The 26,257-nt window shown below is 37.8% G+C and carries 29 protein-coding genes and 1 pseudogene; 1 reads left to right on the plus strand and 29 read right to left on the minus strand.

Annotation, left to right across the window (positions count from 1 at the left end; all coding sequences use genetic code 11):
• Positions 1 to 59: 59 nt before the first annotated feature.
• The 4 genes and pseudogenes from I585_RS02105 to I585_RS22810 all read right to left on the minus strand — a co-directional run.
• Positions 60 to 740: an IS6-like element IS1216 family transposase gene (locus I585_RS02105; protein WP_016249933.1), complete on the minus strand. Its 681-nt coding sequence runs from the start codon at positions 738 to 740 to the stop codon at positions 60 to 62.
• Between the two features lie 431 nt (positions 741 to 1,171).
• The gene (locus I585_RS02110; RefSeq protein WP_002341373.1) at positions 1,172 to 1,594 is read right to left on the minus strand and encodes a cupin domain-containing protein; all 423 of its coding nucleotides are present in this window, start codon (positions 1,592 to 1,594) and stop codon (positions 1,172 to 1,174) included.
• 329 nt (positions 1,595 to 1,923) lie between these two features.
• The gene (gene trxA / locus I585_RS02115; RefSeq protein ID WP_002341372.1) at positions 1,924 to 2,232 is read right to left on the minus strand and encodes a thioredoxin; all 309 of its coding nucleotides are present in this window, start codon (positions 2,230 to 2,232) and stop codon (positions 1,924 to 1,926) included.
• A gap of 15 nt (positions 2,233 to 2,247) precedes the next feature.
• Positions 2,248 to 2,481 (minus strand): annotated as a pseudogene (locus I585_RS22810) (NAD(P)/FAD-dependent oxidoreductase); the annotation flags it as partial.
• Positions 2,482 to 2,556: 75 nt separating this feature from the next.
• Between I585_RS22810 and I585_RS02120 the strand changes: the two are divergent.
• Positions 2,557 to 3,237 (plus strand): IS6 family transposase, encoded by a 681-nt coding sequence (locus tag I585_RS02120; RefSeq protein ID WP_010739385.1) that lies wholly within the window; start codon positions 2,557 to 2,559, stop codon positions 3,235 to 3,237.
• A gap of 22 nt (positions 3,238 to 3,259) precedes the next feature.
• Here I585_RS02120 and I585_RS02125 read toward each other — a convergent pair whose 3' ends face one another.
• From I585_RS02125 to I585_RS02240, 25 genes are all read right to left on the minus strand, one after another.
• A complete protein-coding gene (locus I585_RS02125; RefSeq protein WP_010739386.1) occupies positions 3,260 to 3,475 on the minus strand; it encodes a hypothetical protein in 216 nt (71 codons plus the stop codon).
• 16 nt (positions 3,476 to 3,491) lie between these two features.
• Positions 3,492 to 4,529 carry an alpha/beta hydrolase gene (locus I585_RS02130; protein ID WP_010739387.1) on the minus strand — a complete coding sequence of 346 codons (1,038 nt, stop codon included), beginning with the start codon at positions 4,527 to 4,529 and terminating at the stop codon, positions 3,492 to 3,494.
• Between the two features lie 361 nt (positions 4,530 to 4,890).
• Positions 4,891 to 5,631, minus strand: a complete 741-nt coding sequence (gene istB, locus I585_RS02135) for an IS21-like element helper ATPase IstB (protein ID WP_010739388.1) — start codon at positions 5,629 to 5,631, stop codon at positions 4,891 to 4,893.
• The gene (istA, locus tag I585_RS02140) at positions 5,621 to 6,859 is read right to left on the minus strand and encodes an IS21 family transposase (RefSeq protein ID WP_010739389.1); all 1,239 of its coding nucleotides are present in this window, start codon (positions 6,857 to 6,859) and stop codon (positions 5,621 to 5,623) included. Before istA ends, istB begins: the two co-directional genes overlap by 11 nt.
• A 342-nt stretch (positions 6,860 to 7,201) precedes the next feature.
• The gene (locus I585_RS02145) at positions 7,202 to 8,113 is read right to left on the minus strand and encodes a conjugal transfer protein (protein WP_010739390.1); all 912 of its coding nucleotides are present in this window, start codon (positions 8,111 to 8,113) and stop codon (positions 7,202 to 7,204) included.
• 18 nt (positions 8,114 to 8,131) lie between these two features.
• Positions 8,132 to 9,136: a bifunctional lytic transglycosylase/C40 family peptidase gene (locus I585_RS02150; RefSeq protein ID WP_010739391.1), complete on the minus strand. Its 1,005-nt coding sequence runs from the start codon at positions 9,134 to 9,136 to the stop codon at positions 8,132 to 8,134.
• Positions 9,133 to 11,256, minus strand: a complete 2,124-nt coding sequence (locus tag I585_RS02155; protein WP_010739392.1) for a CD3337/EF1877 family mobilome membrane protein — start codon at positions 11,254 to 11,256, stop codon at positions 9,133 to 9,135. Before I585_RS02155 ends, I585_RS02150 begins: the two co-directional genes overlap by 4 nt.
• Positions 11,257 to 11,260: 4 nt before the next feature.
• Positions 11,261 to 13,708, minus strand: coding sequence for a conjugal transfer ATPase TcpF (tcpF, locus tag I585_RS02160; protein ID WP_010739393.1), 2,448 nt, complete (start codon positions 13,706 to 13,708; stop codon positions 11,261 to 11,263).
• The gene (locus tag I585_RS02165) at positions 13,695 to 14,084 is read right to left on the minus strand and encodes a conjugal transfer protein (RefSeq protein ID WP_010739394.1); all 390 of its coding nucleotides are present in this window, start codon (positions 14,082 to 14,084) and stop codon (positions 13,695 to 13,697) included. The genes tcpF and I585_RS02165 overlap by 14 nt, the downstream gene beginning before the upstream one ends.
• A gap of 57 nt (positions 14,085 to 14,141) precedes the next feature.
• Positions 14,142 to 16,028, minus strand: coding sequence for a hypothetical protein (locus I585_RS22815; protein WP_010739395.1), 1,887 nt, complete (start codon positions 16,026 to 16,028; stop codon positions 14,142 to 14,144).
• Entirely contained in the window at positions 16,025 to 16,492 is a 468-nt protein-coding gene (locus tag I585_RS02175) for an ABC-three component system middle component 2 (protein WP_010739396.1), read from the minus strand. Before I585_RS02175 ends, I585_RS22815 begins: the two co-directional genes overlap by 4 nt.
• Positions 16,489 to 17,445, minus strand: coding sequence for a hypothetical protein (locus I585_RS23485; protein WP_010739397.1), 957 nt, complete (start codon positions 17,443 to 17,445; stop codon positions 16,489 to 16,491). Before I585_RS23485 ends, I585_RS02175 begins: the two co-directional genes overlap by 4 nt.
• 85 nt (positions 17,446 to 17,530) lie before the next feature.
• A complete protein-coding gene (locus I585_RS02185) occupies positions 17,531 to 18,034 on the minus strand; it encodes an antirestriction protein ArdA (protein ID WP_010739398.1) in 504 nt (167 codons plus the stop codon).
• 11 nt (positions 18,035 to 18,045) lie between these two features.
• The gene (locus I585_RS02190; RefSeq protein ID WP_002298822.1) at positions 18,046 to 18,267 is read right to left on the minus strand and encodes a hypothetical protein; all 222 of its coding nucleotides are present in this window, start codon (positions 18,265 to 18,267) and stop codon (positions 18,046 to 18,048) included.
• A 4-nt stretch (positions 18,268 to 18,271) separates the two neighbouring features.
• Positions 18,272 to 18,391, minus strand: coding sequence for a DUF3789 domain-containing protein (locus I585_RS22825; protein ID WP_010739399.1), 120 nt, complete (start codon positions 18,389 to 18,391; stop codon positions 18,272 to 18,274).
• 14 nt (positions 18,392 to 18,405) lie between these two features.
• The gene (mobT, locus tag I585_RS02195; protein WP_010739400.1) at positions 18,406 to 19,590 is read right to left on the minus strand and encodes a MobT family relaxase; all 1,185 of its coding nucleotides are present in this window, start codon (positions 19,588 to 19,590) and stop codon (positions 18,406 to 18,408) included.
• 258 nt (positions 19,591 to 19,848) lie between these two features.
• Positions 19,849 to 20,139: a hypothetical protein gene (locus I585_RS02200; protein ID WP_010739401.1), complete on the minus strand. Its 291-nt coding sequence runs from the start codon at positions 20,137 to 20,139 to the stop codon at positions 19,849 to 19,851.
• Positions 20,129 to 21,271 carry a DNA (cytosine-5-)-methyltransferase gene (gene dcm / locus I585_RS02205; RefSeq protein ID WP_010739402.1) on the minus strand — a complete coding sequence of 381 codons (1,143 nt, stop codon included), beginning with the start codon at positions 21,269 to 21,271 and terminating at the stop codon, positions 20,129 to 20,131. Before dcm ends, I585_RS02200 begins: the two co-directional genes overlap by 11 nt.
• A 112-nt stretch (positions 21,272 to 21,383) precedes the next feature.
• Positions 21,384 to 21,692, minus strand: a complete 309-nt coding sequence (gene trxA / locus I585_RS02210) for a thioredoxin (protein WP_010718215.1) — start codon at positions 21,690 to 21,692, stop codon at positions 21,384 to 21,386.
• 13 nt (positions 21,693 to 21,705) lie between these two features.
• Positions 21,706 to 22,632, minus strand: coding sequence for a thioredoxin-disulfide reductase (gene trxB / locus I585_RS02215; RefSeq protein ID WP_025480321.1), 927 nt, complete (start codon positions 22,630 to 22,632; stop codon positions 21,706 to 21,708).
• Between the two features lie 230 nt (positions 22,633 to 22,862).
• On the minus strand, positions 22,863 to 23,510 hold the full coding sequence (locus I585_RS02220) for an ArsR/SmtB family transcription factor (RefSeq protein ID WP_010718217.1): 648 nt from the start codon (positions 23,508 to 23,510) through the stop codon (positions 22,863 to 22,865).
• Between the two features lie 237 nt (positions 23,511 to 23,747).
• A complete protein-coding gene (locus I585_RS02225; RefSeq protein ID WP_034708597.1) occupies positions 23,748 to 25,100 on the minus strand; it encodes an FtsK/SpoIIIE domain-containing protein in 1,353 nt (450 codons plus the stop codon).
• 69 nt (positions 25,101 to 25,169) lie between these two features.
• Entirely contained in the window at positions 25,170 to 25,523 is a 354-nt protein-coding gene (locus I585_RS02230; RefSeq protein WP_099050632.1) for a damage-inducible protein J, read from the minus strand.
• Positions 25,524 to 25,898: a YdcP family protein gene (locus tag I585_RS02235; RefSeq protein ID WP_010739405.1), complete on the minus strand. Its 375-nt coding sequence runs from the start codon at positions 25,896 to 25,898 to the stop codon at positions 25,524 to 25,526.
• 12 nt (positions 25,899 to 25,910) lie between these two features.
• Entirely contained in the window at positions 25,911 to 26,225 is a 315-nt protein-coding gene (locus tag I585_RS02240; RefSeq protein WP_010739406.1) for a YdcP family protein, read from the minus strand.
• Positions 26,226 to 26,257 lie beyond the last annotated feature (32 nt).

The raw sequence follows: 26,257 nt of genomic DNA on the forward strand, positions 1-26,257 counted from the left end.
AAAAGGGTTCTGTTGCAAAGTTTTAAATAAAGAATAAAATCCCTTACGGTATCTATGATTTAAGCTGGGATTCCCAATAATACCTTGATTTCAGTACAGACCGAAAACCCGAAGAGAGTGCCTTCTTTTCGGGTTTTCTTATATAATCCTCGAATGGCTTCCATGCCTTTAATCGTGGTAGAGGCAGTGCGTAAACTTCGATAGAATTTATTGCGTCTCTTTACTGGACGATGGTCTTGTTCAATCAAATTATTCAGGTATTTAATGGTACGATGTTCTGTCCCTTGATAAAAGCCGTATTCTTTTAGTTTCTTAAAGGCACTTGTAATAGAGGGGGCTTTATCTGTGACTACAACCTTCGGTTCATCAAACTGCTTCACTAACCGCTTAAGAAAAGCATAGGCTGCTTGTGTGTCCCGTTTTTTACGTAACCAAATATCCAAGGTTAAACCATCTGCATCGATGGCTCGATACAAATAATGCCATTTTCCTTTAATTTTGATGTACGTTTCATCCATTTTCCATGAATAAAAGGATTTTTTATTTTTCTTTTTCCAAATTTGATAGAGTAGTTTGCCATATTCTTGCACCCAATGATAAATCGTCGTATGAGAAACGTTAATGCCACGATCATATAAGATTTCTTGAACTTCACGATAGCTAAGGTTATAACGAAGATAGTAGCCCACGGCTACAATAATCACATCCTGCTGAAATTGCTTTCCTTTAAAATGATTCATCGTCATTCCTCCTGCTATCTTTTTCTATTATTCTACCTTATTTGATAGTAGATTTAAAACTTTGCAACAGAACCGCTATGATCATGCGTATGTTCGTGTGTATGCTCACCAACATTGCTATGTGTATGACTATGTTGTTCGAAATTATTCATTTTAGAATTATCCATCCTAACTTCATCTCCTCAACCATTAAATTCATTCATATGAACCAAGAATCATATGTTAAGACAACCATATATGAACGACCATTCATTTGTCAACCGCTTATGAAACAAATTTTTGTTTATGAATGGTGGACATTTTCGAATAATAGTTAGCAAATTTTACACACTTTGCAAATTCGGTTTTTAGAAAAAAATATCCCCTACTACTTACCGAAAAATTACCGGCAAATAGTAGGGGTTGCTTATTATCTAGTCATTTATTAATTTCTAATCTTCATTCGGATCGTTTCTAGCATCTTCATGAGTAGGGTGAACGGTTCCTTTTACATGATCTGGCCCCGCATAAATAGTATACAGTTTCAAAGGAACGTCTCCCGTATTTTCCACATTATGCCAAGTATCAGCAGGAACAAAAATTGCATCATCATCTTTTACTGGCTTTTCAAATGAAAGATCATCTTCTTTTGGTCCCATCTTGCAAACTCCACTACCTGATTCTATACGCAAAAATTGGTCAATTCCTTCATGAATCTCTAAGCCAATATCATCACCAGGTTCAATTGACATAACCGTCACTTGTAACTTTTCACCAGTCCAAATAGTTGTTCGAAAATTTTCATTTTCGACAGTCATCGCCTCAATATTTTCTACAACAGGTTGTTTCCCTCGATCTGAATAATCTAAACTCATTTCAAAACCCTCCTTTTTTATTGTAGGGTGAAAATTTTTTCTCTTCATCCTATCAATACTATAACATGACACATATTAAATCAATTACCAAACAGGCTTATATGACAATGATAATCAATTCCAAATTCCAATAGCTTATTTAACTTAAATCATATCCCTAATAGCCTCATAGTGATTATTGGCGTTAACAAAAGACGTGAATTTATCATGATCTTGTAGAATCTTATTAATGAACCTATAGAAAAAAGCCAAGAGCATTTTGCTCTTGGCTTCTGAGATAAGCTTGTTACTCCTATTCACTACTCTAACTTACTTCATCTAGTTAGTAATTATGCAAATTCATTTAATGTTTTCACTAAGGTATCTTTATCGTGTACTCCTATTAACTTGTCCATAACACGACCATCTTTTTTAATTAATAGCGTTGGAATACTCATTATGCCCAACTCACCAGCTGTAACTGGATTCTCGTCCACATTCAACTTGAAAATTGATACTTTGTCTCCCATTTCAGCCTCTAATGATTCTAAGATAGGTGCTTGCATTCTGCAGGGACCACACCATGGAGCCCAAAAGTCGATTAAAACTAATCCTTGATTCGTTTCTTCTTTAAATTGTTTATCGTTAGTTGTTTTCATTTTTTTTCACCTATTCTATGCATTTATTTTCGAATTTTTTTCAATATATTTATATACTTCTTGACCTGCAATACTCCCATCGCCTACAGCTGTTGTAATCTGACGTAATTCCTTTTCCCGAACATCTCCAATGGCAAAAATTCCAGGTATGGTAGTTTGCATTCTCTCGTCTGTTTCTATCCATCCTTTATCATTTACAATTCCTAAACTTACAAATGGTTGCGTAATTGGATCCAAACCAACATAGATGGTTCTGTTGCAAAGTTTTCTGATAAACTGATTTTAAGGTAAAATGAATGGAAAAGATAGCTTGGAGGAATCAAGATGGATCATTTTAAAGGCAAGCAATTTCAGAAAGATGTGATTATTGTCGCCGTAGGCTACTACCTTCGGTATAATCTTAGCTATCGTGACGTCCAAGAAATCCTATATGACCGTGGCATTAACGTTTCTCACACCACCATCTACCGCTGGGTACAGGAATATGGAAAACTACTTTACACTATTTGGAAAAAGAAAAATAAACAATCCTTCTATTCGTGGAAGATGGATGAGACCTATATTAAAATCAAAGGGAAATGGCACTATCTTTATCGAGCAATCGATGCAGATGGTTTAACCTTGGATATTTGGTTACGTAAAAAACGGGACACACAAGCAGCCTATGCTTTTCTTAAGCTGTTAGTGAAGCAGTTTGATGAACCGAAGGTTGTAGTCACAGATAAAGCCCCCTCTATTACAAGTGCCTTTAAGAAACTAAAAGAATACGGCTTTTATCAAGGGACAGAACATCGTACCATTAAATACCTGAATAATTTGATTGAACAAGACCATCGTCCAGTAAAGAGACGCAATAAATTCTATCGAAGTTTACGCACTGCCTCTACCACGATTAAAGGCATGGAAGCCATCCGAGGATTATATAAGAAAACCCGAAAAGAAGGCACTCTCTTCGGGTTTTCGGTCTGTACTGAAATCAAGGTATTATTGGGAATCCCAGCTTAAATCATAGATACCGTAAGGGATTTTATTCTTTATTTAAAACTTTGCAACAGAACCAATTGTTCCATTCATCATCTGATAAACCAACTTGTGAAGCATTAATCTGACTAATGTCCATTTTTCCGCCAGAAATTTGCGTGCTACTAGTATCTGAAGTATTTGATTGTTGATTCCCTTGATGGCATGCTAATATGGTTAAAGCTGACAATAGCAACATTCCCGTAAATAATATTTTTTCCATCTCACCTCCTCCTTGTCTACTTCATCTGTGACGCCCAAAACGCAACCGCATCATCAAACCACCCCTCCGCCACCGTGCCGGTCCCCAGACCAAAGCCGTGGAGTAGTCCATCGTACACATGAAACTCCGTAGTAATCCCTAGACTCTCCAGGCGCTGAAGTCTACTTTCCATGGTTTGCCAAGATGCAATACCGTCATTTGTTCCCACATTTGCATAAGTGGGCGCATCGGCAGGAGAATAAACACTGTATCCCGTGTATTGCATCACCACAGCAGCTGCCTGGGGAATATCCTTGCGCCCAGTCAGTTGGAACAAGGAAGCTGCATTGCCCAAGGTAGCCGCCATGCGCGCTCCAGCCGAGCCCCCCCACAAGGAATAGTTTTCGCCACTCAGATTGAGTTCTTCGGCATGGTCATAAAGGTATTCAATGGCCTTAGCAAGGTCCGCATAGGCATCATTTGGACGATAGATTAAGGCAAAGCCGTTATAACCATGGTCGGTAACCGCTAGCGCATGGGGAAAGCTATCATGCATCGCTCCCACATAGGAAAAACCGCCCCCGGCATTCATGATTGCAAAGGGTTTACCCGCCTCTCCGCCAAAGTGAAACAATCCCGTATTCGCTTTGGCGGAGTCAGCCGCTATTTCCTTCTCCTCATAAATAGGATAGAAAATCCGCTGGCCCTCCAGCGCCCGACTTTTTAAGTGATTGATAATTTCTACCGTTTTTTCTGGTTGGAGATTGTTGTACCAAACAAATACCCGGCTAGTGCTAACATCGGCCAAACTCATATTTTCCGTCACACTTCTGTCTACAGGAAATAGCAGATGACCAAAATTTTCAAAAGCAGGATCTGCCAGCACCTCTCCTACTGTAGAATTTAACGTAAATTTCTGCATCGTTGCTTGTTCGCTTCCTTTTTCTTCAGTGATAATTGACCTCTTACTTTCGGTTGTGAAACTGTCCGTTCCACCCGGATTTCTGCTACAAGCTGAGGCCAGAAAAAGTAGTAGACCAAGCAACACCAATGCTCTTTTTATAGATCTGTTCATTTTACTCACCCTTTCGAGAAATTATTAAACTACTTTTTCGTCACTGAATAAAATCAAATTTCGATAACCTATTATATTTATTTTAATCCCTAAAGTTAACTCCAGAGCAAGGAGAATGAACCTTTTTAATGGAGCATAGTCATCACACTTAGCACCAAAACGAATCATAGCTGTTCATGTTTTGCAATCTGTATTTTCAACGCTTCTCTTATTAGCTTGAAGTTAACTGTTGAACAACATTATTATAATGCTCCAAAAATAACTGAACCTCAATAAATGTCAAGGGCAGCTTAAAATTGTAGGTTTTCGGCAGGATAAAAATGTAGGTTTTCGGCAGTAATAATTGTCGGCAATCGACACTTTAGATCTTGTCTCTCATACGATAAGACTTGCCTGTAATCTTGAACACTTTGACGTGATGTACTAAACGGTCAAGGATGGCAGCTGCGATCTCAGGACTTTGGAACAACTCGCCCCAACGAGATAAGACAATGTTCGTCGTAATGATCGTAGAGCGGTGTTCATAGCGCATGGCAAGAAGCTGAAAGAATAAATCAGCTTCTTGTTTATGAATCGGAAGATAGCCAATTTCATCAATAATCAAGACGTCATAGCGAGCGTATCGGTTGAGGACACGTTCTAGGGTACCTTTTTCATAGGCTGTTCGCAGACGCAAAAGTAGCTCATGACAGGTGATGAATAGTGTCCGATAGCCTTGACGGCATGCTTCAATTCCCAATGCAATCGTCAGATGCGTCTTGCCCACACCAGGACTGCCGATAAAGACTAAGTTCTCATGTTTTTCCACAAAACCCATGTGCTTTAAGTCTAGTACTTCACGCTTATTGATACTTGGCTGGAAGGCAAAATCAAACTCTTCCAGGCTGGTTCTCTTAGGAAAGCGGGCGCGTGCCACCACACGATTCATTTTTTGCTTATTTTGATGATCCACTTCTCTGCGTGTCAGCTCAAGAAGGGCTTCCGTTAAAGAAAGCTCCTCTCGATTGGCCACTTCGATGTAGTTAGGAACATATTCCCGCATATGATTCAAACCAAGAGTCTCTAAGTTGGTCATCAGTTCTTGGTAATGGCTATTCTTCATCAGCAACCTCCACCAGATCATATTGCTTGAGACTTTCACGAGTATACGCTCTGATTTCATCGTCTTCTTTGTGACTCATGACATCGGATTTCAAGATTTGGAAATAGTCTTCCTCGTGGTAGTTCAGTTGTTTTGTCGTTAATGGATGCGACCGAATCAGTTCTCCGTTATAATAAATCTGTACTTGGTCTTCTTTATCGGAGAGTTCGATCTCGACTTCTTTACCGATATAGCGAGGCGCCACAGAGTACCTGCATTTACGGAAAATGACCATTGCTTCCTTGGTGACTTTACGGCGAATAAAGTCTTCAAAATAGGGATTCAAAAGGTTTTTTGGGTATGGATGCAGGTGCTCTTTTTCGTTTGTCTGCCAACGATCATCTGGTGTTTGGTCAGTTGATTGAGAAACCTCGTTATTTAGCTCAACACAAAGGTCATTCACTAAATGGCACAGCTCAACGGCATCATAAAATTCATGATTATAGACCCGTAGGCGGTCAACAGTCCTGGCTAAAGCTTCGACACAGCCCTTTGTTTGCGGGCGAAATGCCCGACAGGCAATGGGCGTGAAGCCGGCATCCTTACTGAAGGCATAAAAACGTTCATTGAAATGCGGTTTGGAAAACTGACTACGAGAATGGTCAACGACTGTCTTCATATTATCGAACCAGATTTCTTTGGGAACGCCACCGGTTTGATAAAACGCGTCATCTAAGCACTCAAAGAGTGTGTCTTGTTTCCGGTCGAAAGTTAGTGTGACATATTTTTTCTTGGAATATGGCAAGACGTACAAAAAGATATTGAATTCAAAAATTTCGCCATGATTACTGATTAGTCGCATATCTTCCTTCCAGTCAACCTGAGCAGAAAGCCCGGGACTATGTTCGACTCGGACGGTTGCCTTGTGTACTTTCGCCTGCTTAAGCTGACGACAATAGGTCTTTACTAAACTGTAGCTTCCTCCAAATCCTTTGCGCTCAATAAACTTAAAAATACTGTAAGCACTGCATTGGTCTTTAATTTTATCTTGGATGATTTCTCTGTAGGGACCTAACTTACTCGGGCGCTTCTTACGTTCTGGAGGTTTTGATTCTTTATCTTGAGCTTCTTCGTAAGCACGCTTAACTGTTCGGTAGTCGCAGTCGTATTGTTTTGCCAGTGCAGCATAATTGGGTTTGATTTCATTGATCATGTAGATCATCACTCCTTCGCGTATGTCTTTTCTCATCCCTGAGCCTCCATTTCATTTGGGATAAGAAGAGCATACAAAAATGTAGGAAAACCAACAATTTTAAATTGCCGTTTTCCTACATTTTAAAGGTGCCGTTGACAATAAACACTACTTCTTTGATAACTGGCACTAAATAGTGCTGATTTCTCTTTTAAACATAGTTATTTCTCCAATATAAAATAGATCCGCAATCCCAAATAAATATAGGATTACGGATCATAATAATAGTATATATTTTATTTTTTCGGAAAGATGTAACAAATAATAGGGAATGAAAAAAGTACTCGACGGATTCACTCTATCAAAAATAAATAATTCATCTGTTGTTTTAATTTGTTTTTATTCAGAGTCAATAATTTTCCAGTTTCCATCTTTCTGTAATTCCAATTCATACTGAAAGTAATTAGTTGTTTTTGATAAATCACCAAGATACTTTACATCAACTTTCACTTGAATATTTTTTCCATTTTGTGTATAAATTGGATCCACTAATTCCACAAGTTTTAAGTTCGTATTGATTGGACTCATTGTGTCATCTTCAACATAATACTCAAGCTCCTTTTCAGAAGCAGTTGGGTAAATTCTGAAAAACATTTCTAAAAACTCTGTAATTTCTTCCGTTATTTTACCATCAATTTCTGAACTATTTTCTACTTTCTTTGCTTCATATTGAGCCTTTTCCGGTTTTCCAATCAGGGTAGGTAAACTCGTTACTATATGATTCCTGTTTTCATCTTCAAAGATTGTCACTCGATAAGCAGAAGAAACCTGTTGTGACTTCTTTCCTTCTGTAATCTTTTGATCCACTAGAAATGAAACGACAAAATTATCTGACCTTTTTTCAACATCTAGAATTTTTACAGACTGAACTTCGGAACTAGTGGGAATATCTGCCCGAACCATATCTTGGCTCAAGGTGAGACCTTCTTCTGTAAGATATTGTCCAAGAGTACTCATTCTCTTTTCAATTGCTTCTTTGTTATTTTTCCATGAAAAATATTCTTTCACAAAATCCTCTGTAAAACTTTCAACGCCAGAAGTATTCACTACCTTCTCTTTTATAACCACTTTTTCATGAGTTGTATATTGATCAATGGCGGTGAAATTTTTATAAACGCCAAAAGCAAGACTACAAGACAATAAAAGCCAAAGGGCAAGCACCATTTTTCGATGCTTACCCACGGATACAACTCGTTCTTTTTTCTTTTTTGGGCTCTTTTCCTTTTGATTCCGTTCAATTTTTATCTTCATTATTTTTCCTCTTTTCTCTTATTTGTACCGTCCAGCACCGATAAGATGCTGCTGCCAATAGCTTTCCGTTAGATTTGTCCAGCCCACTGGATCTCCTGCATGAAACATGCGATTCTCCCCTGCGTAAATGCCCACATGAGTCACATAAGTACCGGCATTATAAGTCGAATGAAAGAAAACCAAATCACCTGGTTTGGCATCTTTTAGGTCAATATGGGTCATGGCATCATACTGATCTTGAGCCACCCGAGGAAGTTTCAGACCAACTTTGGCATAACACCATTGGGTCAAACCACTACAATCAAAACCCGTTTCTGGACTTGAGCCACCAAATACATAGGCCGTTCCTTCATACTTAAAGGCCTCGTCAAAAATTCCTTGGACTGTTTTATCATCAAACTGTGTTGTAGTTAGGTATTGTTTCACCAATAAGCAATAAAACATATTGCCATAGCTATAGCGCCATCCACCATTTTCCTTAATCGCGATGGGATTAGGGTAATCGACTTTTTGACCGCCCGATTTTTCCTTTGAAAAAGATTCAGCTAAAGCAAAACTATGCTTCTTCCCGTTTTTCGCGACATAATCTAGATACCCGCCACCATAGTTATAAGCTTGAATAATACTATCCTGATCGCATCCCAGTTCGTTGGAACGCTTAACCAAAGACGCAAAATAGAGACATCCTTGTTTGATGGATGCCTCGGTACTTAACGAATTTGGTGGTAAGCCTGCCGATTCAGAACTCTGCATGACATCTTCCATTGTGCCACCAGATTCCACTTGAATAATCGCTAAAAGAATCAGGACATATTCTGAGATGCTTGATTCCTTGGCATATTTTTCTACCATTGCACGATGTTTCAAAACTTCTTCTGAGACATTACTTCCCCCAAGAGAAGCACCTGAACTATTACTTCCTTCACTGTCTTCACCAAACAACAAGCCCACACACATCAAGATACCCATAAAGGAGATTGTCAGGAGGGTTAACGAAATGATACTTAATTTCTTTAAGTTCATTTTTTCTCACCCGACCTTGATTTTGGACGAGAGTTCATTCTTTTTTGTACTTTTTGATTGGTTTGCTTGGGCAGTGTAGACCTCTGTTTCACTTGTTGGAAAGAATTTTTCTTACTTGATGGTTGACTTATTCTTTTTGAAACATTTTCCTGACTAGTTAGTTTTCGTTTGATTTCGGGATTCGGATTTGCTCTCACAATCCGCTTTGGTGCTTCTCTTTTCGGCGCTCTATCTTTTTGAGGTTGGAGCTCTGTTTTTATCGGAACATTTCCCCGTCTTTTTCCATGACGATTCCCTGTTTCGTTCAATACTTTGCGCTTTTCAGCCATTTTTTCATCTCTACATTGTCGTTGTTTTTCTAGCAACTCCGCTCGATTTGCTTTTTCTTGGACCAGTCCGCGCTTAAATTCTTCTGGTGCTTTTTTCGTTTTTTCAATTCCTTTATGGAGGTTGTATTTCAAGTTGGTCGGTGTGCTTCGTACTTGATCCTTTACTTGTTTGGACTTATCTTTCACCAAAGCTTGGGTATCCAAAACTTTGCCGATTTTTCTCCCAGCTAAATTCATTCTAGACTGTTTCTTATTTTTTGAGATTGGATTTTCCTTAGTCGGGTCAGGTGATGCCTCGTTATTGTTAGGTAGCGACGGATTCTTTCGTGGAGAAAAACCAGAAGAATACAATCTGGACTTTTGTTGATCCTTTGACAACTTATTTCCAACTACTGCACCTCCACCAAAGGCCAGAGTTCGGCCCACATTTCGATTGAGTTGCCGTAATTTACGATTCATTAACATTTGCGGTCTTCGCATCACCCGTCTGCCCATTGACTGACTGTCATTACTCTGGAGGTTGAACATACTCATAATGTCACCCAATTTGAAATAGATACCGGCAAAGGTCACAATTTGTAGAAAAGCTACCATAAAGAAGGGATAGGTCGCCGAAATATTGTAAAACATCGTGGAGATACTAAAAGCAGTTGTAATCACCAAGGTCACTCCCGCTCGCATCATAATCGTATTGAATAAACGAATAATCGCCTTCTTTCCCAAACTCTCATAAGTCGGCAACATGGACAATAAAAAACTAATCGGCAAAAACATCGCAAAGATAATGAAGAGAATTTGGGAGAATAACATAATCCCGGTTAGGAGGAAAACAAAGAAGGAAATCCCAATATTGAACAACACCAAAAAGACCACGGTCCCTAAGCGGTTCATGGTCTTGGTAATACTTAAATTCGCATTGTCATTGTCTTCAATCTCGGCCTTGACCGCTTCTTCCCGATCTTTGCCTTTATTTTCATCTGGACTCACGGATAAGATTTTATCGACTCGGTCTTCGCCAATTTCTTCTATATTGGAATCATCAAATTGCAAGAGTAACCAAGGTTGTTGGACTTGAATGGAAAATAAGCTATCCCGAATCAAATCGACACTATCTTTCCCTTGGCTTTCAGAATTCGGTACAACGATCTCGGTCCCAAGGCTAAGAGCCGCTTCACTAACATCTGAGCTAAAGTCATTGATTTTTGTGATATAGGTAGGCGCATAAGCAATGAACGAACCCGAAAGTAGAAAGATCATCACAAAATTAATGACAGCCCGGACTGCTTTGGTAGTTTCTCGTTTTAATAATCCGGTATACGCCACATAAACTCCTAGAGCCAAAATCATTAATAATAAGAAACCGAAGTAGAAACCCGAGGTCTGGAGTCCATTTTCGGTAATGCCGGCTAAGGTTTGGATATTCTTCCCAATACTTTCAGCTGTATCCGAAATGAAATCCAATTTATAAGCTTCTTGAACTACATAGCCTGTGGCGTTCGATAAATACAGACTTACGGTCCAAATAAAATTAGTGATGGCATAAAGGCCATACATCACGCTCTTCCCTAGGCCATCCCCCCAATTCCAAGGCAGCCAGTCCCAAGAGCTATCCACAAAGAAATCTAGTTGATAATTGTTCAGAGAATATTTGGAATAAAGGTTTCCGGCTTTCACCGTATCATCAACTAATCCAGTTGCCTCGGCCACCGTTCCAATCAGACTGAGAAGAAGTAAAATGATGCAGAGACTGATTGCGAGAATTCCCATAATCCGAAAAAGTTTCTTTTTCATCTCCTCACTCCATTCTCTCTTGAACCGGTGGACGGGTATCAAAGGCATGGAAGAGTTCTTCAAAGACTGGATGAACTTGGACGACGCCTACTCGACCATACAAATCTTGCATTAAACACTGACCGTTTTCCAAATCTCGCAGACGTTTTTGATTGCTTTCATCCTCCTGATCCAACCCAAAGAATTCCAAGGTTTTCTTGATTTCATGAATATCGGTACTGCGAAACGCAAATTTCAACCCGATATTATTCTTCAAGCGTTCATCCAGTAAATCGTCACTGTTTTGCGTGACGAAATAAACCCCGGCATTCATGGCCCGACCTGCACGAACGAGCTTATTGGATAAGGTCTTTCCTTGAGCCACTTGAAGAAAACTCCACGCCTCATCCAAATCCACAATCTTGAAAATTTCTCGATTACTATGGATAAAGTCCAAGGCAAAAGTCGAAATGACGATTAGCATGGAAACACTTAGTAATTCCATGGTGGTGTATTCTTCAAAAGTCGTTTCCGCATCCGGTAAAACCAAATCCGCCACTTGAATGATATTCAACTGCTTGTCTAAGCTAATCGACTGGGTAATTGAACCGTCTGAGAAAAGCAAATGGGCAAAATCATAATCGGTAAACGATTCAATATGATCGGCAATATTTTCCGCAACTGGCGAGCCCTCTTTTCGAAGCTCATTAATGACTTGTAGCAATCCTCGTTGCTCACTTTGGGTAACGGTTCGAATAGCCTTGCGTAAAACGGGAAACTTCTCCCCATCTCGACTTGAAATTCCTGTTAAAAAGGTCAGAATATCAATCGCTAGACTTTCTGAGTCTTTCTTTTTCTTCATAATCACATAAGGATCAAGTAAGCCTTGATTTTCTGGCTTACTGGTTAAGTTGAGAATATTGATTTCATCCGTAATTTCTGGCAAGGTTTCTTTCCAGCCACCTCGTTCACCTTTTGGATCGACAATTACAGCTTGCCCACCAAACAGCACTGCATAATAGACTAAGAGATTGTTGCTAAAGGATTTTCCACCACCAAGTGAACCAAGGAAAGCAGCTGCCAAAGCATTGGTAACTGAACCCTTTACCCCTTGTGAAGCCAATGCCGGTTTCAGATAAACGTTACGCCCTGTATCCACATTGTAGCCAAAGTAAATGCCTTCCAACTCTCCTAACATCTGTGTAGCTCCAAAACCAAGCCCCGCCAGAAAGTCAGACGTAACATACTGAATATAGTCGTTCATATATCGTTTACTTGAGGGTAAGAATTCTTCATGTAGCCCCATCATGTCGCCAAAAGGACGGACTAATTTTACATTGGTATCATCATAAAAATCGAACACTTCATCACAGCGGCGCTTTAGTTCATCTACTGATTCGGCACTCACTCGAACCACATAGCTCAGTTTGTACATAGATTCTTTGGACTGATCCAAGGTGGTTTCCAATTCATCTACGGAATCCAACGCATCTAAAACATTGGAATTCGTTTCATTATCAGATTGATAGGCATGGTTGTCTAAATCTTTCAGTTCTTTTTTCTTATTGCGAACGGTAGCAAGTGCCTTTTTATTGGTGACAATCTCTACATTCATTGAAGTATCAATCGGAAAAGTGAATTGTTGTTGCTGGTAATAGAAAAGTTCTGAGGAGGGAAACTCCATTTCCCCCACAATTGTATTAATTGTTAAGTACGCTACATATGATTCATGATTCTCATGTTCCATACGTAAGTAACGGGGCTTTTCTTCAATCAAACAACGACTGGGACGTAATAAGTCGTAACGTTTCACCAAAGTTTCCGACTTCAGCTTTTTCTTTGGTAGCTGAAATTCATATTCTTCAAATGGTGTACCCTTTTTGCCATAGATATGTTCAATCAAATACGTCAGATCACTCGGTGTGACTCGTCTGACTTTAAATCTTCGAGCCAATTTACTTTCCATTAGTTTTTCAATCTTGGTATATCGGCGAATTTCTTCATTGGATAAGGAAACAAAATCGCCCATCAAATGATGATTCACTCCATAGACAAATTCTTGAAAGCCGGAGAAGAAAGATTTCTTGAGATTCTTTAGATTGACCTCTTCATCTGTCGCAATCAGTTTGAAGCCAATAAAAAAACGATAATCAATCTGACTATCGCCAATCATGGATACTAATGCCTCTGTCTGTAAATCAATTCGTTGTTTCGCGACTTCTTTGAGTCTACCGGTAATTTCCTTTTTCGATCGTTCTTGTGTAGCGCGTATACTACTTTCTGTGGCAATTTGTAAGGCATGAATCTTACCTTCACGGTTTTGCGCAATCAATTGGCGAAAGTTATCATGTACTTGATATTTTTGTTCCGGTGACAAAAAGGAGTAGTTGTAAGGCACTAATTCATAGTAGGCAAAACACTCGCCTTCTTGGTTAAACACAAGATTGTTTTCGATATACTTAATCGGGTACATAGTTCACACTCCTTACAAGAGTAATGGATTCGTCCCATCGTTTCTTCTGTTCTTTGACTTTCTTTCCTGCAAAAGTGACCTTAAATCGCAAGTGATAACTGATAAAGGATCGTAAAAATCCCAATGGTTTCTTGCCGTCAAACGTCTTTTGCGACATAAACCAAGTAACCGCCACCGGTATGCCCAAGTATTTTAGAAATGCCCCCTCTATCATGGATAGTGGAGGCACATGAGCAAATACAATGACAAACAGCAAGGATAAAACAAACCAAGCCATCTGATTAAAGGTCACAGGAAAAGGCAGTTGAAAGTCATTAATTGCATAAATGACCTTTTCAACTGCCCAGATACTGGTATAGCTTTTTATTTTCTTCACGGTTTCTCCTTTCAAAAAAGGCTGTTCCAAATAGGAACAACCTTCAATATTAAACTATTAAATATCATCAATTAATCCAGAGTTACCATCTGATGAGAATTCTTTTATTATATTTTTAGCTGGTAATGTATCTGGATATCCGTTATTGATAACAATTAACTGAATTTCATCGGACATCTTGCTATCCAATTCTACAAAATAAGCTATCATTGACTTGAAAATTTCTTCATCTTGAAATTCAGCTGTTTTTGAAGAAACACCTAAATTCTTACTAGGTGTATCAATCATCAACAGATTTAAATGATTTGAATTTATTTCTCTGCTTGATGCTTTTTCCAAAATTGATAGATAATATGCAACCGTTAATAAAGTTACAGCTCCTAAACTACCTAAATCATTGTACCTTCTTCCCCTAATATATGGAAGATAGTTTTTTGGATCAATGTAAGCATTTGAAAGTTTTGGAAAATGAAATGCTTCTAGAATCTCATTAAACTTGATATTTAATTTCGAAATTATATCACTTTTGTCATTCATTTCTTTTTGCTCTTCAATTTGAGTCTTCAAATCCTCAAGCTCATCTTGCTTTTGCTTTAAAACCAACAGAAGTCTGTTAAGTTCTTTAATAAATCGGAGGCTATTATCTAGTTCATCATTTTCACTATATAATTTACCAAGCGATAAATTTATAAGGCTTATTTCTTGAAGATAAGGATTAACATAGGCGTCTGTCAAATCTGAAAGAACTCGCTCGTCTTGATTTATTTGCTTAGTAAGTAACTCGTTTTTCTTTACTAATTCTTCTCTTACAGACATAGAATGATTTATATGCTTTTCAAGTTCATTCTTTTTTTTATTTATATTTCTTTTTTCATTTTTGAGTTCAATAACTTGCTCTGCCAGATTTTCCATTGAATTATCACAAAGCATACAATTCAAAGAATTTTTATGCATAGATAACGGTTGCAGGCAATTAGGGCAAAGCTTAAAATCGTACTTGTTGATTTCACGTACTCCCATAATTGCAGCATCAATTTTTTCAAGATCATTCGAATATTGATTAGATAATGTGATTAATTTTTGAATATACTGTTTTTGATCAGCAATTTCTGCAAGTATTAAATTTCTATCCTTTTTTTTCTTTATAACATTTTCTTCAAGCTCATCTGTCATAGAGTTTGAAGAATCCAGCTTTATTTTTTCTTTATTTTCGTTTAGCAATTTTGTGAGCTCTTTAATTTGTAAATCAAGCTCTTTTTTCCTTTTTTCAACTGTATCGTAATTTTCAATATCAGATTGTTTCAAAAATTCTTGAATCCCGTTTACTTTAATCGTCTCATTCTTATATTCATCTTGTTTGATACTCAATTGACTCTTTAATTCCCCAATTAGCTTATCATAGAAATTAAAGATAATTTCAAAAGCTGCCTTCTGCTTATTATTCACCGCCCAATTTTTTTCAGATAAAATATCTTCGTTATCTATCTCTGTCTGTTTCAGATACGAGAACTTAAACAAATCTCGAAAACTAAAATTTTGATTAGCAACTTTAATACCATCTAAACCCAATTTAGATAATAAAAATGCCGATAAAGTTTTATTATAATCTTTACTACGTTCGAAATACGTTCCAAGGATATCAAACTTACCTTCACCCTCATTAAATACCTCTACTAATATTGGTAAATCAAATTTAAATAAAGTTCTCTTAATTCTGTATAGTTTCCCTTTTATTTCAAATTCTAGCTCAACATCAGTACACTTTGATCCTACTTCTATATATGATTTATGTGACTTAGATCCAAAAGCATAGTCAATAAGCTCAAAAATTGTTGTTTTACCAGTTGATGTAGGACCCGAAATCACGTTAAGGCCCTTGATAAATTTTATTTCATAATTCTTATCAATTCCAATTAACCTAAATGTTTTCAAAAAAAGATTCACAACTCTACCCCCCTACTAGTCGTAAGAAGAACACTTATCTTCTCATTGATAGCTTTATTAGATAATTTACATATATTTTTTTCAATATACTTAGATGACTCAGTTAAATTTTCAATATAGCTGTTCGACATTCCGCTTATAAATTCAGTACCTAGTTCTGTAGAAATATAATTAGATGATTCAGGTTTTAGTTTAATTAAGCAACGCGCTTGAGCATCTGCAAGAACGGAATCATATAACTTATAGTTAGGCTTCCAATGAAAATAAGAGAATTTAGTATCAAAATCTTCACTTTTCTTACTATCAAGAAATTCGGGGTATTTTAAAAAAAAGTCATAACAAACAATTCTTTCCATTGTAGTATTTTTTTTATGATTTTCCCCTAGGCAATCTAAAAATGTAATAATTCTTATTAGAGTAAGAAGATACTCCTTATAAGTCACACCCTCAACTATTTCATTCATATTTCCTCACCTACATATTCAGATAATTTTTCAAGATAATTAGTTACCCATCCTATTTTTTTCTCATTGGCAAGCTGATGTAATATACCCTTTTTAGCTAGTAAGTTATATTCAGGATTTGAGAGGAGAGTTGTTGAATCTAAATCTTCTATCCTTAAATAAGTTTGAAGCAATAAGTTTTGACCATTATCAGGTGATTTAAATATATTAAATTGTGTTCTCCACAGAGATAAGATTTTTATCTTCAAATTACTATATATTCTCAATCCTTCAACTTCATCTTTGCTTATACTTTCTTGCCTTGATATTTCTGCATTAAAAAAATCTATTTTATATTCGTTAGTATCAAAAATACCTGCACTTTCTAACATCTTCACAAAAATGAAATCATTATATTCATCTTCAATTCCATCTAAATCATCATATATTATTTCATCAATGACTCGCTGTTTTTGAAGGGCTAATTCACTCGAAATTATTTTCAACTGATTCCTAATATCCTCATCAAATTCACGTTCATAGATATCATATGATTTTAGTTGGTGAATAAGATAGGATCCATCACATAGTTCAATTTGTATACCAGTTAACTCACTTTGCTCGTGTTTCCATTTTGACCACCACAGCAAATCTTGTTGAGTTAGTATGCATGGCAAACAAAGTCTCCAATCTGTGATTTCATAATTTGTTGTGACAGTCTTAAATGATTCTTTTATCTGTTGGCGTTGAGAAGATCCTAATCCGTTTAAGAAAAATTTACATTGATACACTTTCTGAGGCTTTGGTAAATCTCCTACTAAAACATCTATACCCCCATCACCTCTTGAAACTTCTACTGATTTTGTAGTCGGACCATACATCGATTGAAATAAATTAGTACAAATTCTCTCAAAGATATCTCTTGCTCCAGGTTCTCCATGAACATCAACTAAGTATTCAAATCCACGTTCCATATTTATCCCTCGTTATCTGATTATAGAAATCATTACATACATTATGATAACAAAGATAACACGTACTTAACAGATGTTTTTCTTCTTAATTAGGATACTCAAAAACACCTCGACTCGTAACCAAATAGTTGCCTCCAATCTCCAAGTCTCGACCACACGCATCAAAATCAATATACGTCTTCAAGTGTTCTGGTACTTCTCCAAAATCACCATTTTCTACAATCAAGAAATATGCTACATCACTCATATCATCGCAATCTGGATAATAGACAATATCATCCACATGCTCTACCATTTCTTCAAAAGAATTGAAGAAAGCATGTTGAATCTCAGAAGCAACTTCACCAATCGGCGTTCCTTCAAGCTCCTCCGCTAAGCCACACAAACGATTAATTTCCTCAATTGGTGTATACTCATCAATCTCAAAGGGCAACTCATAATCATGAATTGCATATTCCTCATATTCGTCATTTATTCCAATTCGTTCTTTCACTTCATCAAAATTGACAGGTGGGGTAAACCACGCACCCACCAACTCACCTTCGTTATATTTCCCGAGATTCGCAATATAAACACGCATCTGTTCCATATAGATCCTCCTTAAGCCCCGACAATTCGGTTAAACAAATTGAGTAAGACATCCTTCACTCCAGAAGCATTAAAGACCAACCCTACCGCAATCAAAGCGATCACCAAGAAGCCAATCAGTTTGGAAAACTCTCGCTTAAATCCTAAAAACAAACCAATGACCACAATTGCCAGTAAGACTAAGGATTGGGCATTGGTTAAAAACCATTGATATAAATTTTGTCCGAAATTCATCTTGTCACTTTCCTTTCTTTTCCATTGCTCGGTCCACCGCTGCACTTGCATTCATCAAGCACATCACAGTAACACCAAGCATACTGCCACCAAATACCAGTAAAATATCTTTTACAACTCCCATCAAAATTCCTCATTTCATATAATCAAATTTTCAATTACCATACTTTGTTGCTCCAAAATCTTTTTGTGCCGGTCTGATAAGCGGGCATTCTGTACCATATCCTGTATATAGGTTGTCTGATTCAAACGATCCAACTCCTTAGCCATTTTCCACGTAGGGGCAACTTGTCTACCTAGCCAATTCAAGGTTCGTTCAATGGTATACGGTTTCGGTTCAGAAGTTAATTGAATCTCTTTCCGGTTCCGTCCAATAAAACGACCCCATTGTTCATTTAAGGGCCAATTGGTTCTCCGTTTTCCATCTACTTTATCCGCAAATCGCAAATAACGATTGATAATGGAAAATGTGGTACTTTCAATACTACGACCTTTTAACAAATCTTGAATCGCATGATAGGCTCGGTCATTTTTCAGTCGAATCTCGAAACGATTTTTCGTTTTGGTCTGATCTAATGGAATTCCTAACTTGATATATTGTTCATAATCTTTTTCGTACAAACAGAAATAAACCTCACTCTTGAGGCTACCGATATATAAAGTATTGCCCATGCCATCCTTTTCATCAGCTTTCAACAGTTCCCCGGAACGGTAACTTTTAAAGGTACGAAACAAGGAGATACATTCTTCCTTCTGACATTTTTTCGTTAAATCAGGAATATCTAACAAACCAACTCGATCATTGATTGCCAAGTCTAAGCGTTTCATCACGCCACCAGCTTTTAGACAATCTTCGAAAAAGTCGTACCAGCTACGCTTTTGTGCGAGTAAAAAAGTTTCAAACTGCCGACAACCTCGCCCTTTTAATTCCAAAAGAACGCCCTTATCTTCTTCATGAGACAACATCACCACAATATCGCCCATGACGTATTGTTCTTGATAGGAGTAAAAGGCGTAATCTTCATGAAGCATATACTCAAATTTCAAATGGAGAATTTCTTGAATAATTTTCCGTACATCCGTTGTGGGGAAACGAATCCTTACATAGTCAAACAGTAACGTCAAAGGCAAATCGGGATTGAAACTTTCCAGTTGGTCAAAAATTTTTCTCATGGTCTTTTCTGATGGTGTAAGTAGACCTGATTCAATCTTGTTGATATACTCTCGAGTCAAATTACATGCGACAGCTAATTTGTTCTGCGAAACCTTATAATCCTTACGCTTTTCTTTTAGCAGTTCCTTGCTTAAATTTCTTTTCGCCAAATAATCACCTCCTAAAGCAAAAGTGTGAAGTAATTGACGAATACTTCACACTGAATCAAATCGTTAATTTCCCTTGCTACACCAGTAATTATTAATAGCTACTTGCTTATTTTTTGTGTTTTTGTACCCCCCTGTTAGATACGGGGGGTGAGACATCATGGCCGGCTGGCGCCGTCCATGAACAGGCACAGCACCACGGAGGATTTCTGCTTCGCAAATCCTCCGCGGTCAGCGCCTATCAGTTGGTTTATTTGGCGGTTACTCCTCGGCAATGCCCCCAATTTCCAACTCTGCCTTAATCTCAAACAAGTCTTGACGGATATTCGATTCTTTTGCATGATCCGCAATCCGTTCCAATTCACTGATGACTTGATTCAGCTCAATTCGAGCATCGGTTTCCTCGTCCATTACATATGAATCACCAGGGACTTTCACCCCATTTTTGCAAATATCAAAATTGAGCCGGCGTAATTCTTCTTCTAGTTCTGAATCTGACTGAATCTTACCAATCACCCAGTAGATTTCTCCAATCAACTCATCATAAATCATGCCTATCCACCTCCTTTAATCTTCTGCCAATATCAAAAATGACCGGAACTGTCACAGAGTTTCCGGCCTGTTTGTACAATTGACTATCTGAATTGACTTGAGCTGCCCGATCAAAAGCACAGTCTGGAAAGCCCTGAAGCCGCCAGCACTCTCTAGGTGTTAGCTTCCGAATCTGATACTGATTTGTGACGACTGCTTGTTGGTCTCCTGTTAATAAGGTATGCACACTTTGTTTTCCCAGACGTCCTCGGCGACTTGTGGAATTAGGAAAAGCCAGGTTCACACTGTCCCCTGGCTTCACCTCTTGATATTCTGTTTTATTTTTTCGAATCATGATCTTCGTTCCACCTTGTTTCGTTGACAAAGTGGGAGCTGTTCCGGTCACCTCGTAAACCCGATTACCTTGTTCAAAATTTCCCGGCAACATACCGGCTACTGAAATCCCCTCATTTACCGGCAATGCGATTTTGATTCCTTCATCGCCTGTTAAGGTTGGTGCTACACCATCTGAACCATAGACTTGGCCCCCCATTCCACGATTGGAAGGATTGATATTTACTAAGTTTCTGATGTTTTGATCAGATGTTGGAGACGATCCAATGATAGGAAATACCTGTTCGGTACATGCGTCTCGAGAATGTCCGATAAGGAAGACCCGCTCGCGACTTTGGGGAACGTAGGCCTTTGAGTTAAACACCTGCCATTCCACATCATACCCCAATCCATCCAGCGTTCGGAGGATCGTCTCGAACGTAGCCCCTCCTTCGTGATTGAGCAACCCTCGGACGTTCTCAAGGAATAGAAACTTAGGTTGGAGAAGAGCGGCGAACCGAGCGATTTCAAAGAATAAAGTACCTCGAGTATCGGAAAATCCTTGCCGCTTTCCCGCAATTGAAAAAGCTTGGCACGGAAATCCGCCGCAAAGGATGTCCACTGGTCCGAGGGATTGAATAAACTCATCTGATATACTTGTGATGTCATGCATTTCCACCTCCTCTCTAGTATCATGAATTGCCTTATAACTACGCCTAGCAAATTCATCAATTTCACAAAAGCCGATACAGTGATGGCCCGCTTGTTCCATACCTAAGCGAAAACCACCAATCCCGGCAAATAAATCTAAAAATGTCATAAATCACCTCATTCATTGCAAAGAAAAAAGCCAAGAACATTTTTTGCTCTTGGCTACTAGGCTATTCACTTTGTCACATTTTCTATCCAAATATAATTAATTTTTTTGCTAATTAAGCAAACTCATTCAATATTTTTGCTAAAGTTTCTTTGTCATGTACGCCAACAAGCTTGTCAACAACCCGACCGTCTTTTTTTATCATTAATGTTGGAATACTCATCACACCAAATTCACTAGCCGTAACTGGATTATCATCCACATTCAATTTAAAAATTGATACCTTATCACCCATCTCAGCTTCTAATTCATCCAAAATAGGAGCCTGCATTTTACATGGACCACACCATGGAGCCCAAAAATCGATTAATGCTAATCCCTGACTTGTTTCTTCTTTAAATTGTTGATCATTAATTTTTTTCATTTCTTCACCTATTCTATACATTTATTTTTGAGTTTTCTTCAATATATTTATATGCCTCTTGACCTGCAATACTTCCATCACCTACAGCTGTTGTAACTTGACGTAATACTTTTTCCCTCACATCTCCAATAGCATAAATACCAGGAATGGTAGTCCGCATTCTCTCATCCGTTCTGATCCATCCATTATCATTTACAATTCCTAAGCTTGTAAATGGTTGGGTAATAGGATCTAAACCGACATAAATAAATACTCCGTCAGCAGTAATTTCTTTCGACTGATCGTTTTTTGGATTTTTTAACTGAACTGAGGTCACTTTCATTTGGTTTCCCTTAATTTCCTCAATTACAGCATTCCATTCAAAAGAAATTTTTTCGTTATTAAAAGCACGTTCTTGAAGTATTTTTTGTGCCCTTAAGGTATCTCTTCGATGGACAATTGTTACCTTAGAGGCAAATTGTGTTAGGTAAATAGCTTCCTCCACCGCAGAGTCTCCACCACCAACTACTAATAGTTCTTTATTTCTAAAGAACGCGCCGTCACATACCGCACAATACGATACACCCATTCCTGAATAAGAATCTTCACCTTTTACTCCAAGCATTTTATGAACTGCGCCTGTGGCAATGATTATCGTTCTGGCTTGATACATTTCATTTAAGCCATTAATAATTTTTATACTGCCACCATTCTCAATTTTCTCAACAGTATCATGCTTTAACTCGACACCAAATTTTTCTGTACCAGCAAGCATCTTCATGGATAAATCTGGTCCTAGAATAGATTCAAATCCTGGATAGTTCTCAATCTCTGCAGTATTGTTCATTTGTCCTCCAGGAAGCCCCTTTTCTAACATCAACACTGAAAGATTTGAACGTGCTGCATATAAAGCAGCGGTCATACCTCCGGGTCCTGCCCCAATTATTACTACATCATAGATCATAGGTAACCTCCTTTAAAAATTTATCACTTTAGATTCTAATTTAATCATGATTTTTTGTTCCTACGTTATCACGATTACATCTAATTCCATTTACATTCCTCCACAATTTCTAATTCAAAACCTATTCAACTAACGAGTTGAATACTAACATAAATATATTTCTCTGGCAAAATATTTGTATCAAGAAAAAAACCGCCTAATTAATAGGCAGTTTCAATTTCTTTCTATCAATGAGAGATATGATGTAAATTCCAATCATTTACACTTTCGCTAAGTCGAACAGCCTGTCGACCATGTTTTTCTAAAATCGCAATTGCCTCTTTTGCCATCAAGCAATGCGGCCCACGGCAGTAAGCAACGATTTCTTTATCTTTCGGTAAGTGATTAATCATACTTTCCAACTCTTGCACAGGCATCGAAATAGCACCAGGAATATGGGCAGTTAAGTATTCCTCTGAAGGTCTTACATCAATCAGTACAACCTCTTTTGCCTGAATCTTTTCTTCTAAATCTTCAATCGTCAAAATGTAATCGTCTTCTTTAGGATTTTCAAAATTTTGCTTAATCACATTTCGCTTAACAAGCTGATCTTGGGCGGTTTCAAAAAAGAGCGTCAACATATTCTCAATGTTCACATCAAAAACTTGATAATAAATATAATTTTTATATTTTTGATTTTTAACTAAGTGAGCTTTCAAAAGGGTCTGTAAATGTTTGGAGACATTCGCAACAGATAAATCAGTATCTTTTGCAATATTCTCAACTGTTTTTGGAGATTGCATAAGAAGGCTCATGATTTCCAAACGATTTGAATTAGCTAAAGCTTTCCCCATCAAAGAATATTGTTCAAATAACTCTTTATTAGTGTGATTCATCTCAATTTTTCTCCTTTAAGATTTTCAATCTCTTCTACTAAAATAGTTCAATTAATAAGTTGAATAGTATCCATTTAATCACGTATTGTCAATTGCTTTGAGTTTTTTACTTTCAATACTGTTCTCCTGTTTGACATAAATTTATATCTTGTTTTCTAGAAATTCATGATATTTACCTTATCTCTAAAAATAGATTAAGAAAATAAAACAGATTAAATGTCGGTTTGTATTTTAGCGTTATTCTTTAGATTTAAGATTTACTTGTATTATGTCCTGAATGGCATCTAAAAAGTTATAACTCTTTGGAACTAAAGGAGTATAAAACTCACTAATCACACTCCCGCCTGTATCCACATAACCTCGTCCTTTGATGCGTTTCATAAAGAAGTTTTTTTCAACCTCACCAAACATCATGGAATACCCGAGTTCACTCATCCTTCCCAAGGCCACACGGAAGTTAAATTGATCCCGAATCCCATCTCCTAAATATTTCGCATCCGGTCTTTGACAAGCTAAAATCAGAAAGAAACCAGATTGACGACCTAACATCACGATTTGCTTGAGCTTATTCAAAATCACCGCACTTTCCTTCGTTGTTAACATCTCCATATAAGCCACGTATTCATCAAAGATTAAAAAGTTGGGCGGAAGTCCAAGATACGCATAGTTCTCTCCTGTTTTGTAGTTAGGCATTTCTTTCATTGTCCTACTACGAGCCATCATGCGTTCATAGAAATCCTCCACACAAGTAGAAATTTCATCTTTTTGGGAGTATACGTGAGTCATTACCGTGCTTAAATCGGCTAAGTCCGCATTTTTTGGGTCAAGAACAAATATTTCTGCATCAGATTTCAGCAAAGCCTCGATAATGGTGAGTAAGAAATAGGTCTTCCCTCCACCTGTGCCACCAGCGATTAACATATGGGGTAAAGAATCATATGCCCATACTTGATTTTTCATCAATCGCAAAACCCCGTTTTCTGCCACTACTTCTTCAATTCCAATTCGATTGGCAATCATATTGTATAACAAGGTGTATTCCACATAGGAGTCTTTGAGTTCCTTTTCTACTAACTCACAATACAGCCCACTTTCGAGCTTCTTTTCCAACTTCAATAACTGATCTTGATATTTTCCTAGTGAAATTTGAACGCGAATAGAAAGTAAGCCATCCTTCATTCGATAATAAATTTTGGGAAAGTAACTGATACTCTCTTTGGTCCGACTACTATTCAAATCTTTGAAAAAGCCTTCACTTTGAGTTTGTTTCACTTCATACCAATGGTTTTCTAGAATCATCCGAGCCAACTTTTGTCGATGCCACAAACTTCGCCAATGGTCCTGAAAAAAGTGAATATAAAGCAACATCATAACTCCTGAAAGAGCGAGACTTCCAACCAGACACGCTAAATCTTTTATAGACCAAACGATTTCAATAGTAGAAAGTGATGGCTTAGAAAGATCAAATTGTCTAAGCTCATGAAAATAAAAGACGCTCATCCAACCGATGAACAAAGCAATGATCCAGCCAAGAACAAAGTGATACACCAAGTGCCGATCTCCTGTGCGTATGCGATGCCCTTTGTACATTTTGATGGTTTTCACCTCCATTCAAAAATTTCCCAATAGGATTTTATTGGGAAATTTCAAGAAGTTATGCTAGTCATTTCCTGCGATGGGAAGTTGTTTCGCTTCAACCAATTGTTTTAAAAAGCTTTCAATGGCATCCGTCATCTCCACACCGATTTCTTCCAAAACAGATTCCGCCTGCCGACATAAGTTTTCATTTACTTCGACAACCATAAAGAAGGACTCTTCCTCCCCTAACCAATCCAGTACATCAAAGTCTTCTTTGGCATCGTTACCTACATCCAGTAACCCTTGATGCATAATCAGAAACATTTTTTCATCATAGGTTAATGCTTTCGTGAGTTGTTCCTCCGTTAGCTCGCCTTTTCCATATTGATCGAGACAATCTAAAATATGTTCGACATTAATTTCCATACGCTTCACCTATTTCTTACCTTCATTTTGGTTCGTGGGATTTCCTTGAGTCGGTTGTCGTTTCAAGACTAAATCATCGGCCTTAATGAACCAATTAACGGTGGTTCCTTCCCGAAAAACATAATTGGCGACCGTATCCACGATTGGATTGACCAGCTCTACCTCTGCATCATAGGCAAACTCGCGTAAGGGCACATTTGCTGGGATACTAACTTGAATCATTCGACCTTGCGCAGAAGATTTCAAATTATAGGTCCGTTCTTTCACCTCATTACTAACCGTCCCATCCTCATTTTGTTTCCGTACTTCTCGGCGTAATGCGGAAAACCGCAACTTGCCAAAGGTTAATCCTGAATCTACGACAATGCCTTCTGTTAATCTCATCTTCTTTTCCTCCTATGCTTTCACTAAATCATCGACATACAACACATAATCGGTAAAACCGCGGTTTTCAATCTCATAGCCTTTGGCAACCAAGTGAGGATTCACGACTTTTAGCGGTTGGTCTTGGTCAAAATCCTTTTCTCCAGCTTCCGCAGCTACCACCACTTCAATATCATCAGCCCGTTGTTTACTGGAATATAAATGATAACTGCGACCAATCACTGTGGTATTCCGACCATATCCTTCTGTTAAAACTTCACCTTCACCGGCATAACTTATCTTTCCAAATGTTTCGGCCATATCTGGCACAACAAATTTCAATTCCATATTTTTTTCCTCTTTTCATTGTTAGTTTTGGA

Origin of the sequence: Enterococcus malodoratus ATCC 43197 (assembly GCF_000407185.1) — a bacterium.
Classification (GTDB): domain Bacteria; phylum Bacillota; class Bacilli; order Lactobacillales; family Enterococcaceae; genus Enterococcus_A; species Enterococcus_A malodoratus.